The organism is Pseudomonas sp. NPDC087626, assembly GCF_044743405.1.
Classification (GTDB): Bacteria; Pseudomonadota; Gammaproteobacteria; order Pseudomonadales; family Pseudomonadaceae; genus Aquipseudomonas.
Genome location: NZ_JBIUWJ010000018.1, coordinates 81,551 through 101,462 on the forward strand (window position 1 = coordinate 81,551; position 19,912 = coordinate 101,462).

22 protein-coding genes are annotated in these 19,912 nt (G+C 61.9%); 13 read left to right on the top strand and 9 right to left on the bottom strand.

The features are described 5' to 3' along the window. The first annotated feature begins 73 nt into the window (after positions 1-73). The 11 genes from ccmA to ACIOVD_RS16805 all read left to right on the top strand — a co-directional run bounded on the left by ccmA (position 74) and on the right by ACIOVD_RS16805 (position 7,907). Positions 74-655, top strand: a complete 582-nt coding sequence (ccmA, locus tag ACIOVD_RS16755) for a cytochrome c biogenesis heme-transporting ATPase CcmA (protein WP_237234965.1) — start codon at positions 74-76, stop codon at positions 653-655. Next, positions 652-1,320, top strand: a complete 669-nt coding sequence (gene ccmB / locus ACIOVD_RS16760) for a heme exporter protein CcmB (protein ID WP_095169955.1) — start codon at positions 652-654, stop codon at positions 1,318-1,320. Before ccmA ends, ccmB begins: the two co-directional genes overlap by 4 nt. Positions 1,321-1,397: 77 nt before the next feature. After that, on the top strand, positions 1,398-2,153 hold the full coding sequence (locus tag ACIOVD_RS16765) for a heme ABC transporter permease (protein WP_095169954.1): 756 nt from the start codon (positions 1,398-1,400) through the stop codon (positions 2,151-2,153). Beyond that, the gene (gene ccmD, locus ACIOVD_RS16770) at positions 2,150-2,326 is read left to right on the top strand and encodes a heme exporter protein CcmD (RefSeq protein WP_095169953.1); all 177 of its coding nucleotides are present in this window, start codon (positions 2,150-2,152) and stop codon (positions 2,324-2,326) included. Before ACIOVD_RS16765 ends, ccmD begins: the two co-directional genes overlap by 4 nt. Further along, a complete protein-coding gene (ccmE, locus tag ACIOVD_RS16775) occupies positions 2,323-2,778 on the top strand; it encodes a cytochrome c maturation protein CcmE (protein ID WP_159994420.1) in 456 nt (151 codons plus the stop codon). Before ccmD ends, ccmE begins: the two co-directional genes overlap by 4 nt. A gap of 3 nt (positions 2,779-2,781) precedes the next feature. Then, positions 2,782-4,770 carry a heme lyase CcmF/NrfE family subunit gene (locus tag ACIOVD_RS16780; protein ID WP_159994422.1) on the top strand — a complete coding sequence of 663 codons (1,989 nt, stop codon included), beginning with the start codon at positions 2,782-2,784 and terminating at the stop codon, positions 4,768-4,770. Next, entirely contained in the window at positions 4,767-5,303 is a 537-nt protein-coding gene (locus ACIOVD_RS16785) for a DsbE family thiol:disulfide interchange protein (protein WP_095169950.1), read from the top strand. The genes ACIOVD_RS16780 and ACIOVD_RS16785 overlap by 4 nt, the downstream gene beginning before the upstream one ends. Beyond that, complete coding sequence (locus ACIOVD_RS16790) at positions 5,300-5,773, top strand: cytochrome c-type biogenesis protein (protein WP_095169949.1); 474 nt, start codon at positions 5,300-5,302, stop codon at positions 5,771-5,773. The genes ACIOVD_RS16785 and ACIOVD_RS16790 overlap by 4 nt, the downstream gene beginning before the upstream one ends. Beyond that, positions 5,766-6,974, top strand: coding sequence for a c-type cytochrome biogenesis protein CcmI (gene ccmI, locus ACIOVD_RS16795; RefSeq protein ID WP_401129151.1), 1,209 nt, complete (start codon positions 5,766-5,768; stop codon positions 6,972-6,974). The genes ACIOVD_RS16790 and ccmI overlap by 8 nt, the downstream gene beginning before the upstream one ends. Positions 6,975-6,989: 15 nt before the next feature. Then, positions 6,990-7,400: a hypothetical protein gene (locus ACIOVD_RS16800; protein WP_095169947.1), complete on the top strand. Its 411-nt coding sequence runs from the start codon at positions 6,990-6,992 to the stop codon at positions 7,398-7,400. A 108-nt stretch (positions 7,401-7,508) separates the two neighbouring features. Further along, the gene (locus tag ACIOVD_RS16805) at positions 7,509-7,907 is read left to right on the top strand and encodes a RidA family protein (protein WP_401129153.1); all 399 of its coding nucleotides are present in this window, start codon (positions 7,509-7,511) and stop codon (positions 7,905-7,907) included. 58 nt (positions 7,908-7,965) lie between these two features. Here the strand turns inward: ACIOVD_RS16805 and ACIOVD_RS16810 are convergent, their stop codons facing one another. The 8 genes from ACIOVD_RS16810 to gcl all read right to left on the bottom strand — a co-directional run bounded on the left by ACIOVD_RS16810 (position 7,966) and on the right by gcl (position 17,607). Beyond that, the gene (locus ACIOVD_RS16810) at positions 7,966-8,964 is read right to left on the bottom strand and encodes a sulfate ABC transporter substrate-binding protein (protein WP_095169945.1); all 999 of its coding nucleotides are present in this window, start codon (positions 8,962-8,964) and stop codon (positions 7,966-7,968) included. A 92-nt stretch (positions 8,965-9,056) separates the two neighbouring features. After that, a complete protein-coding gene (locus ACIOVD_RS16815) occupies positions 9,057-9,881 on the bottom strand; it encodes an ion transporter (protein WP_095169944.1) in 825 nt (274 codons plus the stop codon). 21 nt (positions 9,882-9,902) lie between these two features. After that, a complete protein-coding gene (locus ACIOVD_RS16820) occupies positions 9,903-10,817 on the bottom strand; it encodes an urea transporter (protein ID WP_159994430.1) in 915 nt (304 codons plus the stop codon). A 163-nt stretch (positions 10,818-10,980) separates the two neighbouring features. Then, positions 10,981-12,396: a pyruvate kinase gene (pyk, locus tag ACIOVD_RS16825; protein WP_095169942.1), complete on the bottom strand. Its 1,416-nt coding sequence runs from the start codon at positions 12,394-12,396 to the stop codon at positions 10,981-10,983. Continuing rightward, positions 12,386-13,666, bottom strand: coding sequence for a glycerate kinase (locus ACIOVD_RS16830; protein WP_095169941.1), 1,281 nt, complete (start codon positions 13,664-13,666; stop codon positions 12,386-12,388). Before ACIOVD_RS16830 ends, pyk begins: the two co-directional genes overlap by 11 nt. Positions 13,667-13,839: 173 nt before the next feature. Continuing rightward, positions 13,840-14,730: a 2-hydroxy-3-oxopropionate reductase gene (locus ACIOVD_RS16835; RefSeq protein WP_320333922.1), complete on the bottom strand. Its 891-nt coding sequence runs from the start codon at positions 14,728-14,730 to the stop codon at positions 13,840-13,842. Between the two features lie 164 nt (positions 14,731-14,894). Then, positions 14,895-15,677: a hydroxypyruvate isomerase gene (hyi, locus tag ACIOVD_RS16840; protein WP_182343913.1), complete on the bottom strand. Its 783-nt coding sequence runs from the start codon at positions 15,675-15,677 to the stop codon at positions 14,895-14,897. A gap of 154 nt (positions 15,678-15,831) precedes the next feature. Continuing rightward, positions 15,832-17,607: a glyoxylate carboligase gene (gene gcl, locus ACIOVD_RS16845; RefSeq protein WP_095169938.1), complete on the bottom strand. Its 1,776-nt coding sequence runs from the start codon at positions 17,605-17,607 to the stop codon at positions 15,832-15,834. Between the two features lie 268 nt (positions 17,608-17,875). Between gcl and ACIOVD_RS16850 the strand changes: the two genes are divergently transcribed. Next, a complete protein-coding gene (locus ACIOVD_RS16850; protein ID WP_095169937.1) occupies positions 17,876-18,316 on the top strand; it encodes a heme-binding protein in 441 nt (146 codons plus the stop codon). A gap of 279 nt (positions 18,317-18,595) precedes the next feature. Continuing rightward, positions 18,596-19,054, top strand: a complete 459-nt coding sequence (locus ACIOVD_RS16855) for an REP-associated tyrosine transposase (protein ID WP_401129158.1) — start codon at positions 18,596-18,598, stop codon at positions 19,052-19,054. Positions 19,055-19,181: 127 nt separating this feature from the next. Here the strand turns inward: ACIOVD_RS16855 and ACIOVD_RS16860 are convergent, their stop codons facing one another. Next, positions 19,182-19,787 (bottom strand): TetR/AcrR family transcriptional regulator, encoded by a 606-nt coding sequence (locus ACIOVD_RS16860; RefSeq protein WP_320333923.1) that lies wholly within the window; start codon positions 19,785-19,787, stop codon positions 19,182-19,184. Between the last annotated feature and the right edge of the window lie 125 nt (positions 19,788-19,912).

Sequence of the window (19,912 nt, forward strand, 5' to 3'; positions counted from 1 at the left end):
CGTAAAGGCCCGCGATCTCTTGACCATCCCTCTACTAGAAGCCGTAGCGCTCGCCTGTGAGCGAGACTGGCGGATGCTCTTCGAAAACCTCGCATTGCGTCTGGATCGCGGCGACATGCTGCAGATCAGCGGCCCCAACGGCAGCGGCAAGACCAGCCTGCTGCGCCTGTTGGCCGGCCTGATGCAGCCGACCAGCGGCCAGGTGTTGCTCAATGGCGAGCCGCTGCACAGCCAGCGGATAGAGTTGGCCCACAATTTGTTGTGGATCGGCCATGCCGCCGGCATCAAGGACCTGCTGAGCGCCGAAGAGAACCTCAGTTGGCTCTGCGCCCTGCACCAGCCGGCCAACCGCGAGGCTATCTGGCAGGCGCTGGCGGCCGTCGGGCTGCGCGGTTTTGAAGATGTGCCGTGCCATACCCTGTCCGCCGGCCAGCAACGCCGGGTCGCTCTGGCGCGGTTGTACCTCGAGAGTCCGGCGCTGTGGATCCTCGACGAGCCGTTCACCGCCCTGGACAAGCAAGGTGTCGCCCAGTTGGAAGAGCACCTGGCCGCCCATTGTGAACAGGGCGGCATGGTGATCCTGACCACCCACCACACCATGACCCGGATGCCGGCCGGTTACCGTGATATCGACCTGGGGCAGTGGGCCGTATGAGTGTTTTTGCGCTGTTGGTGGCCCGCGAGGCCCGGTTGTTGTGTCGCCGTCCGGCGGAGCTGGCCAACCCCTTGGTATTTTTCGCAATTGTTGTCGCATTGTTTCCATTGGCAGTGGGACCTGAGACTCAATTGTTGCAAACCTTGTCTCCGGGCCTGGTCTGGGTAGCTGCCCTTTTATCGGTTTTGCTCTCGCTGGACGGGCTTTTCCGCAGCGATTTCGAGGACGGATCCCTTGAGCAGTGGGTCCTTTCGTCGCACCCCCTGGCTCTTCTGGTTTTGGCCAAGGTACTGGCACACTGGGCGTTTTCCGGCCTGGCATTGGTATTGCTTGCGCCGTTGCTGGCCTTGATGCTCGGTTTGCCTGCCGCCTGTCTGCCGGTTTTGCTCTTGTCGCTGTTGCTGGGTACACCGGTGCTGAGCCTGCTCGGTGCGGTCGGCGCGGCGCTGACGGTGGGTTTGAAGCGTGGCGGCTTGCTGCTGGCGCTGTTGATTCTGCCGTTGTATATCCCGGTGTTGATCCTGGGCAGTGGCGCCTTGCAGGCGGCACTTCAGGGCATGCCGGCGACCGGGTATCTGCTGTGGCTTGGGAGCCTGACCGCCCTGGCAGTTACCCTGACACCCTTTGCAATAGCTGCTGGCCTGAAGATCAGCGTCGGCGAATAATGAGGTCTGGTCAAAAAACGACCAGTAAAGACCCTGGCTTTTCGTGTTGACGAAAAGCAACCGTGATGGAAACAGCAATGAACTGGACCTGGTTTCACAAGCTCGGCTCGCCCAAGTGGTTTTACGGCATCAGCGGCAAAATGCTGCCCTGGCTGAGTATCGCCGCCGTGTTGCTGATCGGCATTGGAGTGGTCTGGGGCCTGGCGTTCGCTCCGCCGGACTACCAGCAAGGCAACAGCTTCAGGATCATCTACATCCACGTGCCGGCGGCCATGCTGGCGCAGTCGGTGTATGTGATGCTGGCGGTCTGCGGCATCGTCGGGCTGGTGTGGAAGATGAAGCTGGCCGACGTCGCCCTGCAATGCGCGGCCCCGATTGGTGCCTGGATGACCGCCGTGGCGCTGGTCACCGGGGCGATCTGGGGCAAGCCGACCTGGGGTTCGTGGTGGGTCTGGGATGCGCGACTAACGTCGATGCTGATCCTGCTGTTCCTGTACTTCGGTCTCATTGCGCTGGGCAACGCCATCAGCAATCGTGACAGCGCCGCCAAGGCGTGCGCGGTGCTGGCGATTGTCGGGGTGATCAACATCCCGATCATCAAGTATTCGGTGGAGTGGTGGAACACCCTGCACCAGGGCGCGACCTTCACCCTCACCGAAAAACCGGCGATGCCGGTGGAGATGTGGCTGCCATTGCTGCTGACGGTGTTGGGTTTCTACTGTTTCTTCGGCGCGGTGCTGTTGCTGCGCATGCGCCTTGAAGTGCTCAAGCGCGAAGCCCGGGCCAGTTGGGTCAAAGCCGAAGTGCAAAACAGCCTGGAGGCCGCCTCATGAGTTTTGCTTCATTGGGCGACTTCCTCGCCATGGGCCATCACGGTCTATATGTCTGGTCGGCCTATGGCATCTGCCTGGCGGTACTGGCCCTCAACGTGGTCGCGCCGATCCTGGCCCGCAAGCGTTATCTGCAACAAGAGGCGCGTCGTCTGCGCCGGGAGAACAGCAAGTGAATCCGCTGCGTAAAAAACGTCTGCTCATCATTCTCGCGATCCTGGTGGGGGTTGGCGCTGCTGTCGGCCTGGCCTTGAGTGCCTTGCAGCAAAACATCAACCTGTTCTACACCCCGACCCAGATCGCCAATGGCGAAGCCCCGCAAGATACGCGCATCCGCGCCGGTGGCATGGTCGAGGCCGGTTCCCTGAAACGTTCCGGCGATTCGCTGGACGTGAGGTTCGTCGTCACCGACTTCAACAAATCCGTGACCATCACCTACCGTGGCATCCTCCCGGACCTGTTCCGCGAAGGGCAGGGCATCGTCGCCCTGGGCAAGTTGAATGCCGAGGGCGTGGTGGTGGCTGACGAAGTGCTGGCCAAGCACGACGAGAAGTACATGCCGCCGGAAGTGACCAAGGCGCTCAAAGACAGTGGTCAATCCGCCCCGACACCCGTGAAGGAGGGTTGATCCATGACGTCCGGCATCTTTATTCCCGAGTTGGGCCACCTGGCGATGATCCTCGCCCTGTGTTTTGCCATCGTCCAGGCGATCGTGCCGTTGTTCGGTGCCTGGCGCGGTGACCGCATGTGGATGGGCCTGGCCCAGCCTGCCGCCTGGGGGCAGTTCGCCTTCCTGGCATTCTCCTTCGGCTGCCTGACCTACGCCTTCATGGTCGACGACTTCTCCGTCGCCTATGTGGCCAACAACTCCAACAGCGCCTTGCCGTGGTACTACAAGTTCAGCGCCGTGTGGGGCGCCCACGAAGGTTCGCTGCTGTTGTGGGCGATGATTCTGGGTGGCTGGACCTTCGCCGTGTCGGTGTTCTCGCGGCAATTGCCGCAGGTCATGCTGGCGCGGGTGCTGTCGGTGATGGGGATGATCAGCATCGGCTTCCTGCTGTTCCTGATCCTCACCTCGAACCCGTTCGAGCGCATCCTGCCGCAGATGCCTACCGATGGCGCCGACCTCAACCCGTTGCTGCAGGACATCGGCCTGATCGTTCACCCGCCGATGCTGTACATGGGCTACGTCGGCTTCTCGGTGGCCTTCGCCTTCGCCATCGCCGCCTTGATGGGCGGTCGCCTGGATGCCGCATGGGCCCGTTGGTCTCGTCCGTGGACCATCGTCGCCTGGGCGTTCCTGGGCATCGGCATCACCCTCGGTTCGTGGTGGGCCTACTACGAACTCGGCTGGGGCGGCTGGTGGTTCTGGGACCCGGTAGAAAATGCCTCGTTCATGCCTTGGCTGGTCGGCACGGCGCTGATTCACTCCCTGGCCGTGACCGAAAAACGTGGCGTGTTCAAAAGCTGGACCGTACTGCTGGCGATCGCTGCCTTCTCCCTGAGCCTGCTGGGGACCTTCCTCGTGCGTTCCGGGGTCCTGACTTCGGTCCACGCCTTTGCCTCGGACCCTGAGCGTGGCGTGTTCATCCTGATCTTCCTGCTGTTTGTGGTGGGTGGCTCGCTGACCCTGTTCGCCCTGCGCGCGCCGGTGGTCAAGAGCCATGTGGGCTTCAACCTGTGGTCGCGGGAAACCCTGCTGCTGGGCAACAACCTGGTGCTGGTGGTGGCGGCCTCGATGATCCTGCTCGGTACCCTGTACCCGCTGATCCTCGACGCCATGACCGGGGCCAAGCTGTCGGTCGGCCCGCCCTACTTCAACGCCCTGTTCATTCCGTTGATGGCGTTGTTGATGGTGGTGATGGCCGTCGGCGTGCTGGTGCGCTGGAAGGACACCCCGGTGAAGTGGCTGGTGGGCATGCTCACGCCGGTCTTGCTGGGCAGTGCTGCGCTGGCAGTGGTGGCCGGGATCGCCTATGGCGACTTCAACTGGGCCGTGCTGGCGACCTTCATGCTCGCCGCCTGGGTGCTGTTGGCCGGGGTCCGCGACATCCTCGACAAGACCCGCCACAAAGGCCTGATCAAGGGCCTGCCGACCCTGACCCGCAGTTACTGGGGCATGCAGGTCGCGCACCTGGGGATCGCCGTGTGCGCCTTGGGCGTGGTCCTTTCCAGCCAGAACAGCGCTGAGCGCGACCTGCGCCTGGAGCCGGGCGAGTCGATGGAACTGGCCGGCTATCACTTTGTGTTCGAGGGGGCCAAGCATTACGAAGGGCCGAACTTCACCTCCGACAAGGGCACCGTGCGGGTGATCAAGGGCGGCAAGGAAGTCAGCGTGCTGCACCCGGAAAAACGCCTGTACACCGTGCAGAACTCGGTGATGACCGAGGCCGGGATCGACGCTGGTTTCACCCGTGATATCTACGTCGCCCTTGGCGAGCCATTGGGCGAAGGTGCCTGGGCCGTGCGGGTGCACGTCAAGCCGTTCGTACGCTGGATCTGGTTCGGCGGCCTGCTGACCGGCTTTGGCGGGTTGCTGGCAGCGATGGATCGGCGCTATCGGGTCAAGGTGAAAAGCCGGGTGCGTGAAGCGCTGGGCATGTCGGGAGCGGCTGCATGAGACGTTGGTTGATGGTGTTGCCACTGGCGCTGTTTCTGCTGGTGGCGGTGTTTCTGTACCGCGGGTTGTACCTCAATCCGTCCGAGTTGCCTTCGGCAATGATCGGCAAGCCGTTCCCGGAGTTCAGTCTGGTCAACGTGCAGGGTGACAAGACCCTGACCCGCGCTGATCTGCTGGGCAAGCCGGCGCTGGTCAACGTCTGGGGCACCTGGTGCATTTCCTGCCGGGTCGAGCACCCGGTGTTGAACAAGCTGGCCGAGCAGGGCGTGGTGATCTACGGGGTGAACTACAAGGACGTGAATGCCGATGCCTTGAAGTGGCTGGCCGAGTTCCACAATCCGTACCTGCTGGACATTCGTGACGAGGAGGGCTCCCTGGGCCTGAATCTGGGCGTCTACGGGGCGCCGGAAACCTTCTTCATCGACGCCAAGGGGATCATCCGCGACAAGTACGTGGGGGTGATCGACGAGGTGGTCTGGCGTGAACAACTGGCGGCCAAGTATCAGGCGCTGGTGGATGAGGCCAAACCATGAAGCGCTGGTTTGCCGCTGTGGTCCTGGGCTTGAGCCTGGCCGGCGTGGCGCATGCCGCCATCGACACCTACGAGTTCGCCAAGGACGGGGATCGCGAGCGTTTTCGCGAACTGACCAAGGAACTGCGTTGCCCCAAGTGCCAGAATCAGGACATTGCCGATTCCAATGCACCGATTGCCGCTGACCTGCGCAAAGAGATTTTCCGCATGCTCGGCGAGGGCAAGGACAACCAGCAGATCATCGACTTCATGGTCGACCGTTATGGCGACTTCGTCCGCTACAAGCCCGCCCTGACCGGCAAGACCGCCCTGTTGTGGTTTGGCCCGGCCGGGCTGTTGCTGGGTGGCGTGGTGGTGATTGCCCTGATCGTCCGTCGTCGGCGCGTTGAACGCGCGGCTGGCAAGGACACGCTTTCTGCCGAGGAGCGCGAGCGCCTCGACCAACTGCTGGACAAAAACACTGATGATTGATTTCTGGCTTGCCGCAGGTCTGCTGCTCCTGGTTGCCCTGAGTTTTCTGTTGATCCCGGTTCTGCGTGGCCGTCGTGCCCAGTGTGAAGAGGATCGTACCGCGCTGAACGTGGCGCTTTATCAAGAGCGCGTGGCCGAGTTGCAGACGCAGCAGGCTGAAGGCGTGCTCGATGCTACACAAATGACCGCAGGGCGCGACGAAGCCGCTCGCGAGCTGCTGGCCGACACCGAAGGCGCCGACGCCGGCCGGGTATCCCGCCTGGGCAAGCCGTTGCCGCTGCTGGCGGCAATCCTGGTGCCGGTGCTGGGCCTGGGCCTGTACCTGCACTTTGGTGCCAGCGACAAGGTTGAGCTGACCCGCGAGTTCGCCCAGGCGCCGCAGTCGATGGAAGAAATGACCTTGCGCCTGGAGCGTGCCGTAGCGGCACAACCGGATTCCGCCGAGGGCCTGTACTTCCTTGGCCGTACCTACATGGCCCAGGACCGTCCAGCCGACGCGGCGAAGATCTTCGAGCGCACCGTGGCCCTGGCGGGTCGCCAGCCCGAACTGCTGGGTCAATGGGCCCAGGCCCAGTACTTTGCCGACAACAAGAAATGGTCGGACAAGGTCCAGGCGCTGACCGACGAAGCACTCAAGGCCGATCCAAAGGAAGTCACCAGCCTGGGCCTGCTGGGTATCGCCGCCTTCGAAAGCGAGCGCTACCAGGACGCTATCGACTACTGGAACCGCCTGTTGGCCCAACTGCCGACCGAGGACGCTTCCCGTGCCGCGCTGCAAGGCGGTATTCAGCGGGCCACGGAAAAACTCCAGGAAAGCGGCGTGACTGTCGCCAAGGCCCCAGCCGTCGCGGCCAAGCCGGTGGCCTTGCTCAAGGTTTCGGTCGACCTGTCGGCCGAGGTCAAGGCCAAGGTCCTGCCAGGTGACAGCGTGTTCATCTTCGCTCGCGCCGTTTCCGGCCCGCCGGCCCCGCTGGCAGCCAAGCGCTTGACGGTTGCCGACCTGCCGGTGACCGTGGAACTGGGCGACGCGGATGCAATGATGCCGCAGTTGAAACTGTCGAACTTCCCTGAAGTCCAACTGGTTGCACGGGTATCCCGCGCCGGCCAACCGACTGCCGGCGAGTGGGTCGGACGCAGCCAGCCAATGGCCAGCAGCACCACCGCGCCGCAATCGTTGACCATCGACAGCCCGGACCAATAATCAGGAAATGCCGCTATGACCGTACTCGCTCGAATTACCCTGCTCAGCCTGGTTCTAGGGTTAAGCGCCTGTACGGTCCAGCAGCCCACTCCAGACACCAGCCCGTTGCCACCGATCCCGCCGTCGGGCCCGACCACCAAGCCCAAGCCCACGACGGCTCCCGGCAAGCCGGTGACGCCGAACAAGCCGGCCAAACCCTTGCCACGCACCTCCGCCAGTTTCGCTCCGCCACCAGGTGGCAACAGTCATTGGGATGCGAAACTGGGGGTCTACGTCCTCGACGACCAGAGCAACGTCTTCTACCGCCAGCGCACCTATTACCGCTGGGATAACGGCTGGAGCCGCAGCATCAGCCCCCAAGGGCCGTGGGAAGACACCGATATCCACGGCGTGCCTTCGGGATTGGGCAGGCAGTTCGGGCAGTAGATAAGACCCTTTCGGCTTGATTGGTGAGTTTCCGAATGTTGCGGTCACTGGAACCCTGCTGCCGGTTGATTTAGATTTCCCGGTCATTCCAGGGAGTCAGGAGTCTTCATGCACAAGTCGGTGTTAAATCCCTCCAGTGTTTTCAACTCGCTGCAGTACGGATTCAGCCAGGCGGTTGAGGTCAGTGGCGGGCGTCGGTTGTTGTTGTCCGGTCAGGTCGGTGTCGACGAGCATGAGCGTACGGTAGCGCCTGGCTTGCGCGAGCAGACTGACAAGGCGTTCGATAACATCGAGGCGATATTGCGCGAGGCGGGCGGGGACCTGTCCCATGTGGTGGTGATGCGGATTTACATCGCCGAGACCGCGCGCGATGAACAAGAGCAGATCACCCAGGTGTTGCTGGAGCGCTTCCCGAGCAATCCGCCAGCGTCTTCCTGGGTGATTGTCAGTGGGCTTTCGTTGCCGCAGTGGCTGATCGAAGTGGAAGTGGAAGCGATGTTGCCCTAGGACGGGCAGCGACAAAAAAAGGCGACCCGCAGGTCGCCTTTTTTCGTTTCAGTGCAGCTTATTGGCCGCTGTAGATCTTGTCGAAAATCCCACCGTCGTTGAAGTGGGTCTTCTGCACGGTACGCCAGTCACCGAAGGTTTTTTCTACCGACAGGAAGTCGACTTTCGGGAAACGGTCGGTGTACTTGGCCAGCACCGCCGGGTCACGTGGGCGCAGGTAGTTGGCGGCCGCAATTTCCTGACCTTCTGGGGACCACAGGTACTTCAGGTATTCCTCGGCAGCGGCACGGCTGCCTTTCCTGTCGACGACTTTGTCGACCACGCTGACCGGTGGCTCGGCTTCGGCGGAGACGCTTGGGTAGATCACTTCGAACTGGTCGCGACCGAATTCGCGGGCAATCATTTCCGCTTCGTTCTCGAAGGTCACCAGCACGTCGCCGATCTGGTTGGTCATGAAGGTGGTAGTGGCCGCACGGCCGCCGGTGTCGAGGACCGGGGCTTGTTTGAACAGTTTGCCGACGAAGTCCTTGGCCTTGTTCTCATCGCCGCCGTTTTTCAGCACGTAGCCCCAGGCAGACAGGTAGGTGTAGCGGCCGTTACCCGAGGTTTTCGGGTTGGGCACAATCACCTGCACGCCGTCCTTGAGCAGGTCGGGCCAGTCTTTCAGGGCCTTGGGGTTGCCCTTGCGGACGATGAATACGGTGGCCGAGGTAAACGGTGCGCTGTTGTTCGGCAGGCGGGTAACCCAGTTTTCCGGGACCAGTTTGCCGTTGTCGGCCAGGGCATTGATATCGGTGGCCATGTTCATGGTAATGACGTCAGCCGGCAGGCCGTCGATCACCGAACGTGCCTGTTTGCTGGAGCCGCCGAAAGACATCTGCAGGGTGATGGTTTCGTTGTGCTCGGCTTGCCAGTGTTTCTGGAAGGCAGTGTTGTAGTCCTTGTAGAAATCGCGCATCACGTCGTAGGAAACGTTAAGCAGGGTTGGTGCGGCTTGAGCCACGCTAGCGAGGGTCAGGCCAGCGGCCAGGAGTGAGGCGCCAAAGATCTTTTTCACTGCACATTCCTTTTGTTCGAGAGAGTGAAGGCATTTTGCCGTCGACTATAGCCGGGGCTCTATAGCTCTTTAAAGATTAAAAAGTACTTTGCTTATTCGATTTTCTTAAATAGCGCATTACCACAACGTGAGCAGAACGCTGCGCCGTGCTCATGGCTGTTTTTCTTGCACACCGGGCAGTCGTGTTGCAGTTGCTCGCCGCGCATGGCGTTGGCCAGTTCTGCGGTAAAGATGCCCGTCGGCACGGCAATGATCGAGTAACCGGTGATCATCACCAGCGAGGAGATCACCTGGCCCAGGGGCGTCTTGGGCACGATATCGCCGAAGCCCACGGTGGTCAGGGTGACGATCGCCCAGTAGATGCCCTTGGGGATGCTGGTGAAGCCGTTCTGCGGGCCTTCGATCACGTACATGAGGGTGCCGAACACCGTCACCAGGGTGCACACGCTGACCAGGAACACCACGATCTTCTGCTTGCTGCCGCGCAGCGCCGCCATCAGGTAGTTGGCTTGCTTGAGGTAGGGGCTGAGCTTGAGTACGCGGAAGATCCGCAGCATACGGATGATGCGGATAATCAGCAGGTACTGGGCGTCGCTGTAGTACAGGGCGAGTATCCCCGGCACGATCGCCAGCAGGTCGACCAGTCCATAGAAGCTGAACGCATAGCGCAACGGCTTGGGCGAGCAGTACAGGCGCAAGCCGTACTCGATGGCGAAGATCAAGGTGAAGCCCCACTCGATGTAGGCCAGCACGTTGGCATAGTCGCGGTGGATGCTGTCGATGCTGTCGAGCATCACAATCACCAGGCTGGCGAGGATGATCAACAGCAGGATGCCGTCGAAGCGCCGTCCGGCCTGGGTGTCGCTCTGGAACACGATGACGTGAAGTTCTTCGCGCCAGTTTTTGCTGCTGTCCATGGAAAACGCCTGAATCGATGATCAGCGCAGCCTAGGTTGATTCTCCTCCAGAGTGCAAGGCGTATGGGCGACAGCGGTCTTCGCAAACATTTGCACGGCGCTGCGCAGCAGCCAGCAGGCAACAATGAACGGCGCGGTCAACGTGGGCAGGCCGATGGCGGCAAACAGCGGTGTCAGCAACAAGGCCAAGGTTATGCCGAGCAGCGGCAACCACGGTTGCTGGCGTTGCGAGCTGAGGGCGAGGGCGGCGAGCACGGCGTTGTAGCCTCCGAGGCCGAGCAATGCGCTGTAGAAGTCGTGGTGCAGCATGCTCCAGCCCATGCCTGCGACAGAGGCCAGCAACGCCCAGCAGAAGGCGCGGCGGTCGGCGATCAGCAATCCGCCGGCAATCAGCGCACCGGCCAGCGGATGCCCGAGGAACATCACCTGGCCGATTCCTTTGAAGGGGGCTGCGAGCATGTTCAGCGAGTTGACTTCGATCAAGTGCGCGGTTGTCGGGGGCGTGGCGAAACACAGCAGCAGCCAGCTCAGCACGACGAAGGGTGTGGTGTAGGCCGGCAGGTATTGGCTGACTCGCACCCGTTTGAGCCACTGTTGCGTGATCATTGCGCTCAGGCCGCCGGCGGCCAGGATCAGTGGTGGCAGCAGCGCCGACCAGGGGAAATACAGGCTCAGCAGCAAGCCGAGCAAGACCCCGTTGTAACTGAAAAGCCCGGCCTGGCGATCGGCCTTGGCATAGTTGCGGCGTTGCGCGGTGAGCAGTCCCGCGACCCCGCCCAGTAACGCACCGCCCAGCAAGGCCGGCGCGGTAAACAGGATGGCGCAGAGGCACAGCAGGCCGCACAGCGGATTGCGCTGAAGGAAGATCTGGCTGAAGCCGTTGAGCAGCGCAGTCGCCCAGTCGGGGCAGTGGCTGTTGAAGTGGTTGGCAGGCATGGCAGTTCTGCAAGATCAAAGGGAGCGAATTGGTCGAGCGTGACCCCGGCTGATCGCCAGCAGGCTGGCTCCCACACTGAATCTTGGTTCAGTCTTGATTCTGAGATCGACCCAAAACAAATGTGGGAGCCAGCCTGCTGGCGATGGAGCCGGTATGGGCGCTCTAGATCAACGTCTCGATACGCAACGAGTTAGTCGATCCCGGCTGGCCGAAAGGCACACCGGCGGTGATCAACAAGGTGTCGCCGCGCTGGGCCATGCCTTGGGCCTGGGCGATTTCCAGAGCGGTGGAGCAGACCTCGTCGACTTGGCGCAAGCGGTCGTTGACCACCGAGTGCACGCCCCAGGCCACGCTCAGGCGCCGCGCCGTCGACAGGTTCGGGGTCAGGTTGAGGATCGGCACCGCCGGCCGCTCCCGCGCCGCGCGCAAGCTCGAGCTGCCCGACTCGCTGTAGTTCACCAGCACCGCCACCGGCAGGATGTTGCTGATGCGGCGGATGGCGCAGCTGATGGCGTCCGAGGTGGTGGCTTCGGCTTTCGGTCGGCTGACGTCGAGTTGCGCCTGATAGTCCGGGCCGGCTTCGACCTGACGGATGATCTTGCTCATCATCTGCACGGCTTCGAGCGGGTATTCACCGGAGGCGGTTTCCGCCGACAGCATCACCGCGTCGGTGCCTTCGGCCACGGCGGTCGCGACATCGGTGACTTCGGCGCGGGTCGGTGCCGGGGAGAAGCGCATGGACTCGAGCATCTGGGTCGCCACCACCACCGGTTTGCCCAACTGGCGGCAGGTGCTGATGATGTCTTTCTGGATCTGCGGCACGCTTTCGGCCGGCACTTCCACTCCCAGGTCGCCGCGGGCGACCATGATCGCGTCACTCAGCTCGGCGATTTCGCGCAGTTGCTCGACTGCCGAAGGCTTCTCGATTTTCGCCATCAGGAACGCCTTGTCGCCGATCAGGGCGCGGGCCTCGCGGATGTCCTCGGGACGCTGGACAAAGGAAAGGGCCACCCAGTCCACCCCCAGTTCCAGGCCGAAGCTCAGGTCACGACGGTCCTTGGCGGTCAGCGGGCTGAGGTCGAGCACCGCTTGCGGCACGTTGACGCCTTTGCGATCCGACAGCTCGCCGCCGTTGAGCACCGTGGTGTCGATGGCGTCGGCGTATTTACTGACCACCCGCAGGCGCAGTTTGCCGTCGTCCAGCAGCAGGTCCATGCCCGGCTCCAGCGCCGCGATGATTTCCGGGTGGGGCAGGTTGACCCGGCGGGCATCGCCCGGCGTCGGATCGAGATCCAGGCGCAGGGCCTGGCCACGCACCAGTTGCACCTTGCCTTCGGCGAACTTGCCGACCCGCAGCTTCGGACCTTGCAGGTCCATCAGGATCCCCAGTGGGTAATTGAGCTGGCGCTCGACTTCGCGGATCCACTGGTAGCGCTGGGCGTGGTCGGCATGATCGCCATGGCTGAAGTTCAGGCGAAAGATGTTGACCCCAGCCAGTACCAGTTCGCGGATGTCTTCGATGCCGTCGGTGGCAGGCCCCAGGGTGGCGAGGATTTTGACCTTTTTGTCAGGCGTCATGTTTTGGGTTCTCGAGGATCAGGATGGCGCGGAAGTCATTGACGTTGGTGCGCGTCGGCTCGGTGACGATCAGGGCGTCGAGCGCGGCGAAGTAACCGTAGCCATTGTTGTTGTCCAGCTCGGCGCTGGCGCTCAGGCCCAGGGCGGCGGCGCGGGCGTAGCTGTCCGGGGTCATCAGGGCGCCGGCGTTGTCTTCGGAGCCGTCGATGCCGTCGGTATCACCGGCCAGTGCGTAGACGCCTGGCAGGCCCTTGAGGCTGTCGGTCAAGCTCAGCAGGAATTCGGCGTTGCGTCCGCCACGGCCATTGCCGCGCACGGTCACGGTGGTTTCGCCACCGGACAGGATCACGCAGGGTGCGGCCAGCGGCTGGCCGTGCAGCACCACTTGGCGGGCGATGCCGGCGTGGACCTTTGCCACCTCGCGCGACTCGCCTTCCAGGTCTCCGAGGATCAGTGGGCTGAAACCGGCCTGGCGGGCTTTCACTGCCGCGGCTTCAAGGGATTGCTGGGGGCGGGCGATCAGTTGGAAATGGCTGCGGGCCAGGCTCGGATCACCGGGTTTTACCGTTTCCGATTCGGGGCTTTGCAACCAGCTGCGCACCGAAGCCGGAACCTCGATGGCGTAACGCTTGAGAATGTCCAGGGCCTGGCCGGAGGTGCTCGGGTCGGCCACGGTCGGGCCGGAGGCGATCACGGTGGCGAGGTCGCCCGGGACATCGGAAATGGCATAGGTGTACACCGTGGCCGGCCAGCAGGCTTTGCCCAGGCGGCCACCCTTGATGGCGGAGAGGTGCTTGCGCACGCAGTTCATCTCGCCAATGGTCGCGCCGCACTTGAGCAGGGCCTTGTTGATGGCCTGCTTGTCGGCGAGGGTGATGCCGGCTGCGGGCAATGCCAGCAATGCCGAGCCGCCGCCGGAGAGCAGGAAGATCACCCGGTCGTCTTCATTCAGGTTGCTGACCAGTTCGAGTACACGCTTGGCCACGGCCAGGCCGGCGGCATCGGGCACCGGGTGGGCGGCTTCGACCACTTCGATTTTTTCGCAGGGCGCGCCGTGACCGTAGCGGGTGACGACCAGCCCGGACACTTCACCCTGCCAGCAGCGCTCGACCACCTGGGCCATGGCGGCCGCGGCTTTGCCGGCACCGATGACGATGACTCGACCGCTGCGGTCTTTGGGTAGATGAGCTTCGAGGACCTGTTGCGGATGGGCCGCGTCGATGGCGGTGGCGAACAGGTCGCGCAGGAATTGTTGCGGATCGACCGACATGGCGGGCTCCCGGAATTCTTGTTATTGGGATAGAGCGAACATGTGTGGGCAACTCGGGCCCTGGTGGGAGCTGGCTTGCCTGCGATTCAGGCGACGCGGTTTATCAGGTACACCGCGGCGATTCGATCGCGGGCAAGCCCGCTCCCACAGGGAGAGCGGGTGGCACCAAAGGCTTATTTATCGCGAATCGAGAAATTCGCCATGTGCTCCAGGCCCTTGATCAGCGCCGAGTGGTCCCAGTTGCTGCCACCGATGGCCGCGCAGGTGCTGAACACTTGCTGGGTATTGGCGGTGTTGGGCAGGTTGATGTTCAGTTCCTTGGCGCCTTGCAGGGCCAGGTTCAGGTCCTTCTGGTGCAGGCTGATGCGGAAGCCTGGATCGAAGGTGCCCTTGATCATGCGATCGCCGTGGACCTCAAGGATCTTCGAGGAGGCAAAGCCACCCATCAGTGCTTCGCGAACCTTGGCTGGGTCGGCGCCGTTCTTCGAGGCGAACAGCAGGGCCTCGGCCACGGCCTGGATATTCAGCGCAACGATGATCTGGTTCGCTACCTTGGCGGTTTGACCGTCGCCATTGCCGCCGACCAGGGTGATGTTCTTGCCCATGGCCTGGAACAGCGCGAGGGCGCGTTCAAAGGCATCGGCATCGCCACCGACCATGATGCTCAGGGTCGCAGCCTTGGCACCCACTTCACCGCCGGACACCGGGGCGTCGAGGTACTGCGCGCCTTTTTCATTGATCCGTGCAGCGAAGGCTTTGGTTGCGGTTGGCGAGATCGAGCTCATGTCGATCACTACTTTGCCTTTGCCAACACCGGCTGCAATGCCATCAGCACGGAACAGCACGTCCTCGACCTGAGGGGTATCGGGGACCATGACGATGATGAATTCGGCTTCCTGGGCGACTTCTTTCGGGTTCGCCAGGGCAACGGCGCCAGCAGCGATCAGATCGGCAGGGGCTGCGTCGTGGTGTTGCGAAAGGAACAGGCTGTGCCCGGCTTTCTGCAGGTTTGCCGCCATTGGGTGGCCCATGATGCCGGTGCCGATAAATCCGATTTTAGCCATGAGAAAATCCTCTTGTTTTGTCTTGCTCAAGCAAATAGGGGCGTAGCTTTTTGTAGGAGCGAGTGCCCGCTTGCGGCTTGCTCGCGATAGCGGTATGTCAGGCAACATCAATGTCGAATGTGCTGGCCTCATCGCGAGCAGGCTCACTCCTACAGGGTTCAGTGTCAGATTGCGTTGTGGGTTTTCAGCCAACCCAGGCCTGCTTCAGTGGTGGTCAGCGGCTTGTATTCACAGCCAACCCAACCCTGGTAGCCGATGCGGTCCAGGTGTTCGAACAGGAAGCGGTAGTTGATCTCACCGGTGCCCGGCTCGTTGCGGCCCGGGTTGTCGGCCAGCTGGATGTGGTTGATCTCGCCCAGGTGCGCCGCCATGGTGCGGGCCAGGTCGCCCTCCATGATTTGCATGTGATAGATGTCGTATTGCAGGAACAGGTTGGCACTGCCCACTTGTTCGCGAATCGACAACGCCTGCGCGGTGTTGTTCAGGTAGAAACCCGGGATGTCACGGGTGTTGATGGCTTCCATCACCAGCTTTAGGCCGGCTGCTTGCAGCTTGTCGGCGGCGAACTTGAGGTTGGCGACGAAGGTTGCTTGCACCGTGGCATCGTCGACGCCCTGTGGGCGAATGCCGGCCAGGCAGTTGACCTGGGTGTTGCCCAGCACTTTGGCGTAGGCGATGGCCAGGTCGACACCGGCGCGGAACTCTTCCACGCGATCGGGGTGGCAGGCGATCCCGCGTTCACCCTTGGCCCAGTCACCGGCGGGCAGGTTGAACAGCACTTGGGTCAGGCCGTGGGCCTCCAGCTGGGCCTTGATTTCGGCGGAGCTGAAGTCGTACGGGAACAGGTATTCGACGCCACTGAAACCGGCCTTGGCGGCCGCTTCGAAGCGGGCAAGAAAATCCTGTTCAGTGAACAGCATGGACAGGTTGGCTGCAAAACGCGGCATGGTGGACTCCTGTAAATCTCTGGTGAGCGTTCCCGGATCCCTGTGGGAGCGAGCTTGCTCGCGATAGCGGTGTGTCAGTCGACATGGATACTGAATGGCAGTACGCAATCGCGAGCGAGCTCGCTCCCACAGGATGCGAGAACGATCCTACAAATTAATCGAGCATCGAAATCGCGGTCGGCGCGTCGTTGCCGACCAGCGCCAGGTCTTCGAATTCGTTGACGGCGTTGATCTCGGTGCCCATGGAAATGTTGGTCACGCGTTCCAGGATAATCTCGACGATCACCGGCACCTTGAACTCCTCGATCAGCGCTTGCGCCTTGCGCAGGGCAGGGGCGATTTCGGCGGGTTCGAAGACCCGCAGGGCCTTGCAACCCAGGCCTTCGGCAACCGCGACGTGGTCTACGCCGTAGCCGTTGAGCTCCGGTGCGTTGAGGTTATCGAAGGACAGCTGCACGCAGTAGTCCATGTCGAAACCGCGCTGCGCCTGACGGATCAGGCCCAGGTACGAGTTGTTCACTACCACGTGGATGTACGGCAGTTTGAACTGCGCGCCCACCGCCAGTTCTTCGATCATGAACTGGAAGTCGTAGTCGCCCGAGAGTGCCACAACCTTGCGGCTCGGGTCAGCCTTGACCACCCCCAGCGCTGCCGGAATGGTCCAGCCCAGTGGGCCGGCCTGGCCGCAGTTGATCCAGTGGCGCGGCTTGTAGACGTGCAGGAACTGCGCGCCGGCAATCTGCGACAGGCCAATGGTGCTGACGTAGCAGGTGTCTTTGCCGAACACCTGGTTCATCTCTTCGTAGACGCGCTGTGGCTTGACCGGCACGTTGTCGAAGTGAGTCTTGCGGTGCAGGCTGGCCTTGCGCTGCTGGCAGTCCTGCAGCCAGGCGCTGCGGTTTTTCAGTTTGCCGGCTGCGTGCCACTCACGAGCAACCTCGATGAACACGGTCAGCGCGGCGGCGGCGTCGGAGACGATGCCCAGGTCCGGGGTGAACACACGGCCGATCTGGGTCGGTTCGATGTCGACGTGAATGAACTTGCGACCTTCGGTGTACACGTCGACCGAACCGGTGTGGCGGTTGGCCCAACGGTTACCGACGCCCAGCACCACGTCGGACTTGAGCAGGGTGGCGTTGCCGTAGCGGTGCGACGTCTGCAGGCCAACCATGCCGACCATCAATGGGTGATCATCGGGGATCGTGCCCCAGCCCATCAGGGTCGGAATGACTGGAATACCGGTCAGTTCGGCGAACTCTACCAGCAGCTCGCTGGCGTCGGCATTGATGATGCCACCACCGGCCACCAACAATGGACGCTCGGCTTGATCGAGCATGGCCAGGGCTTTTTCCACCTGCACGCGGGTCGCGCTCGGCTTGGCCAACGGCAGCGGTTGGTAGGCATCGATGTCGAATTCGATCTCGGCCATCTGCACGTCGAACGGCAGGTCGATCAGCACTGGGCCTGGACGGCCGGAGCGCATTTCATAAAAGGCCTTCTGGAACGCGTAAGGCACCTGGCCCGGTTCCATGACGGTGGTCGACCACTTGGTCACCGGCTTGACGATGGTGGTGATGTCGACAGCCTGGAAGTCTTCCTTGTGCATGCGGGCGCGGGGTGCTTGCCCGGTGATGCACAGAATCGGGATCGAGTCGGCCGAGGCGCTGTAGAGCCCGGTGACCATGTCGGTACCGGCAGGGCCGGAGGTGCCGATGCACACGCCGATGTTGCCGGCCTTGGTGCGGGTGTAGCCCTCGGCCATGTGCGAGGCGCCTTCAACGTGGCGAGCGAGGACGTGATCGATGCCGCCGACCTTTTGCAAGGCGGAGTACAGCGGGTTGATTGCGGCTCCCGGGATGCCAAAAGCGGTATCAACCCCTTCACGGCGCATCACCAGAACGGCGGCTTCGATTGCTCTCATTTTGCTCATGGTTTTGTGCCTCTTTACGTTTTGTAATTGTATACAAGTGGCTTTGCGCAGAGTGTATTCACGGCGGATGGCGCAGGTCAATCCATTTTCTCAAGCGCTTGTTTCATTCGGCTAAAGCCCATAAACACTGTGGCGTTTCGTCGCATGAGGCGCTTTTCGAAAATTATTGTATACAAAAAAATACTTCATTGTGTTCTATTTGTTGCATCGGACTGCGGCACCCACCCGCGTCCCACGGCTTTGTGAAAAACAATATGAGGACGGCACCATGAGCGCTCTAACCTTGAAAGTCGCAGTTAACCTGGCCAGTCAGGCCATTGCCGCGGGACGTGCCATTACGGCAGCGCCCCTGACCATCGCGGTACTGGATGCCGGTGGGCATTTGATCACCCTACAGCGTGAGGACGGCGCCAGCCTGCTGCGCCCGCAGATCGCCATCGGCAAGGCCTGGGGCGCGATCGCGCTGGGCAAGGGCTCGCGCCTGTTGGCACTGGACGCCCAGCAACGCCCCGCCTTCATCGCCGCGCTTAATAGCCTGGGGCAGGGCAGTGTGGTGCCGGCGCCGGGCGGGGTGCTGATTCGTGATCAGCAGGGCAATGTGCTGGGAGCCGTGGGCATCAGCGGGGATCTGTCGGATATCGACGAGCAGTGCGCGATCAATGCGATCGAGGCGCTGGGGTTGCGGGCGGATGCGGGGGTAGCGGCTTGATCTGCGGCGGCTGATCGATCGCTATCGCGGGCAAGCCCGCTCCCACAGGGTTTGTGGTCGGACACAAGATTGTCTGAATGCCAGAATCTCCTGTAGGAGTGAGCCTGCTCCCACAATGGTCGAAGGTGCTCACATATTTTATGTACACCATCAGACCCTGTGGGAGCGGGCTTGCCCGCGATGGCTATCGACGGGACACATCCAGCTAAAGGTCCGCATGATCATCCAGCGCTTCCGGGGCTAGCCTTCTCATGACTTCATCATGAGAGTGGCAAAGGAATGCCGGATTCACCTGCTTCACATCGTCTACGCATGGGTCGCTATGCCGAACCCAATCGAATCTATTTACTGACCACCAATACGCTTGGCCGAGAACCGGTTTTCGCCGATTACGCTTTGGGCAGATTGGTAGTGCATCAATTTCGGAAGGCGCAAAGCCTGGGATTGGCAAACTCATTGGCTTGGGTTGTCATGCCTGACCATTTCCACTGGTTGGTGGAATTGGAGAAATGCTCACTCAGTAGTCTGATGCGGCACACCAAATCACTGACTACGCGGGAGGTGAACCTTTCCACAGCCAGGCACGGGCCACTCTGGCAGCAGGGCTATCACGATCGAGCACTGAGGCGAGATGAGGATCTGGTGAAGATGGCGCGGTATGTCGTTGCCAACCCGTTGCGCGCTGGGCTTGTAAAGCGTCTTGGCGACTATCCTTTGTGGGATGCGATTTGGGTCTGATCCACTCCCAGTTGCCGCCATCGCGGGCAAGCCCGCTCCCACAGGGATATGTGTGGCTCACAGAATTTGAATTCTACAGGGAAACCTGTGGGAGCTGGCTTGCCAGCGAAGGCCGCGCAGCGGTCTATCAGTCCGGCTCGCAGCCCTTGAGCACCAGGCGGATGATGGTCTGCGCGGCGGCTTCGTAGTCTTCTTCGTCGAGCTTGGCCTTGCCGGTTACGGCGGAGATCTGCCAGTCGAAGTCGGCGTAGGTCTGGGTTGCTGCCCAAATGCTGAACATCAGGTGATTGGGGTCGATCGGGGCGATCTGGCCGCGGTCGATCCAGGTCTGGATGCACTCGATATTGTGCTTGGCCTGGCCGTTGAGCTGTTCGACCAGGTCGGTGCTCAGGTGCGGTGCGCCGTGCATGATCTCGCTGGCAAACACCTTGGAGGCAAATGGCAGGTCGCGGGAGATGCGGATCTTGGAGCGGATGTAGCCGCTGAGCACCTCGCTGGGTACGCCATCGGCGTTGAACGGCGTCGAGGCCTGCAGGATCGGCTCGATGATGCTTTCCAGAACCTCGCGGTAGAGGTTTTCCTTGGACTTGAAGTAGTAATAGACGTTGGGCTTGGGCAAACCCGCCTTGGCCGCGATGTCACTGGTTTTGGTCGCAGCGAAGCCTTTGTCGGCAAACTCTTCACTGGCGGCACGCAGGATCAGTTCTTTGTTGCGCTCGCGGATAGTACTCATAAACCAAGGTGTTCCTTGCCGATACTGGCGGTCGCGCATGGTAGCACCGGCCTTGCGCAGCGCTCAAGAATGCCCATTGCCCCGATGGCAGGCTATGCTGCGCAACATCCATTCCCGAAGGAAAC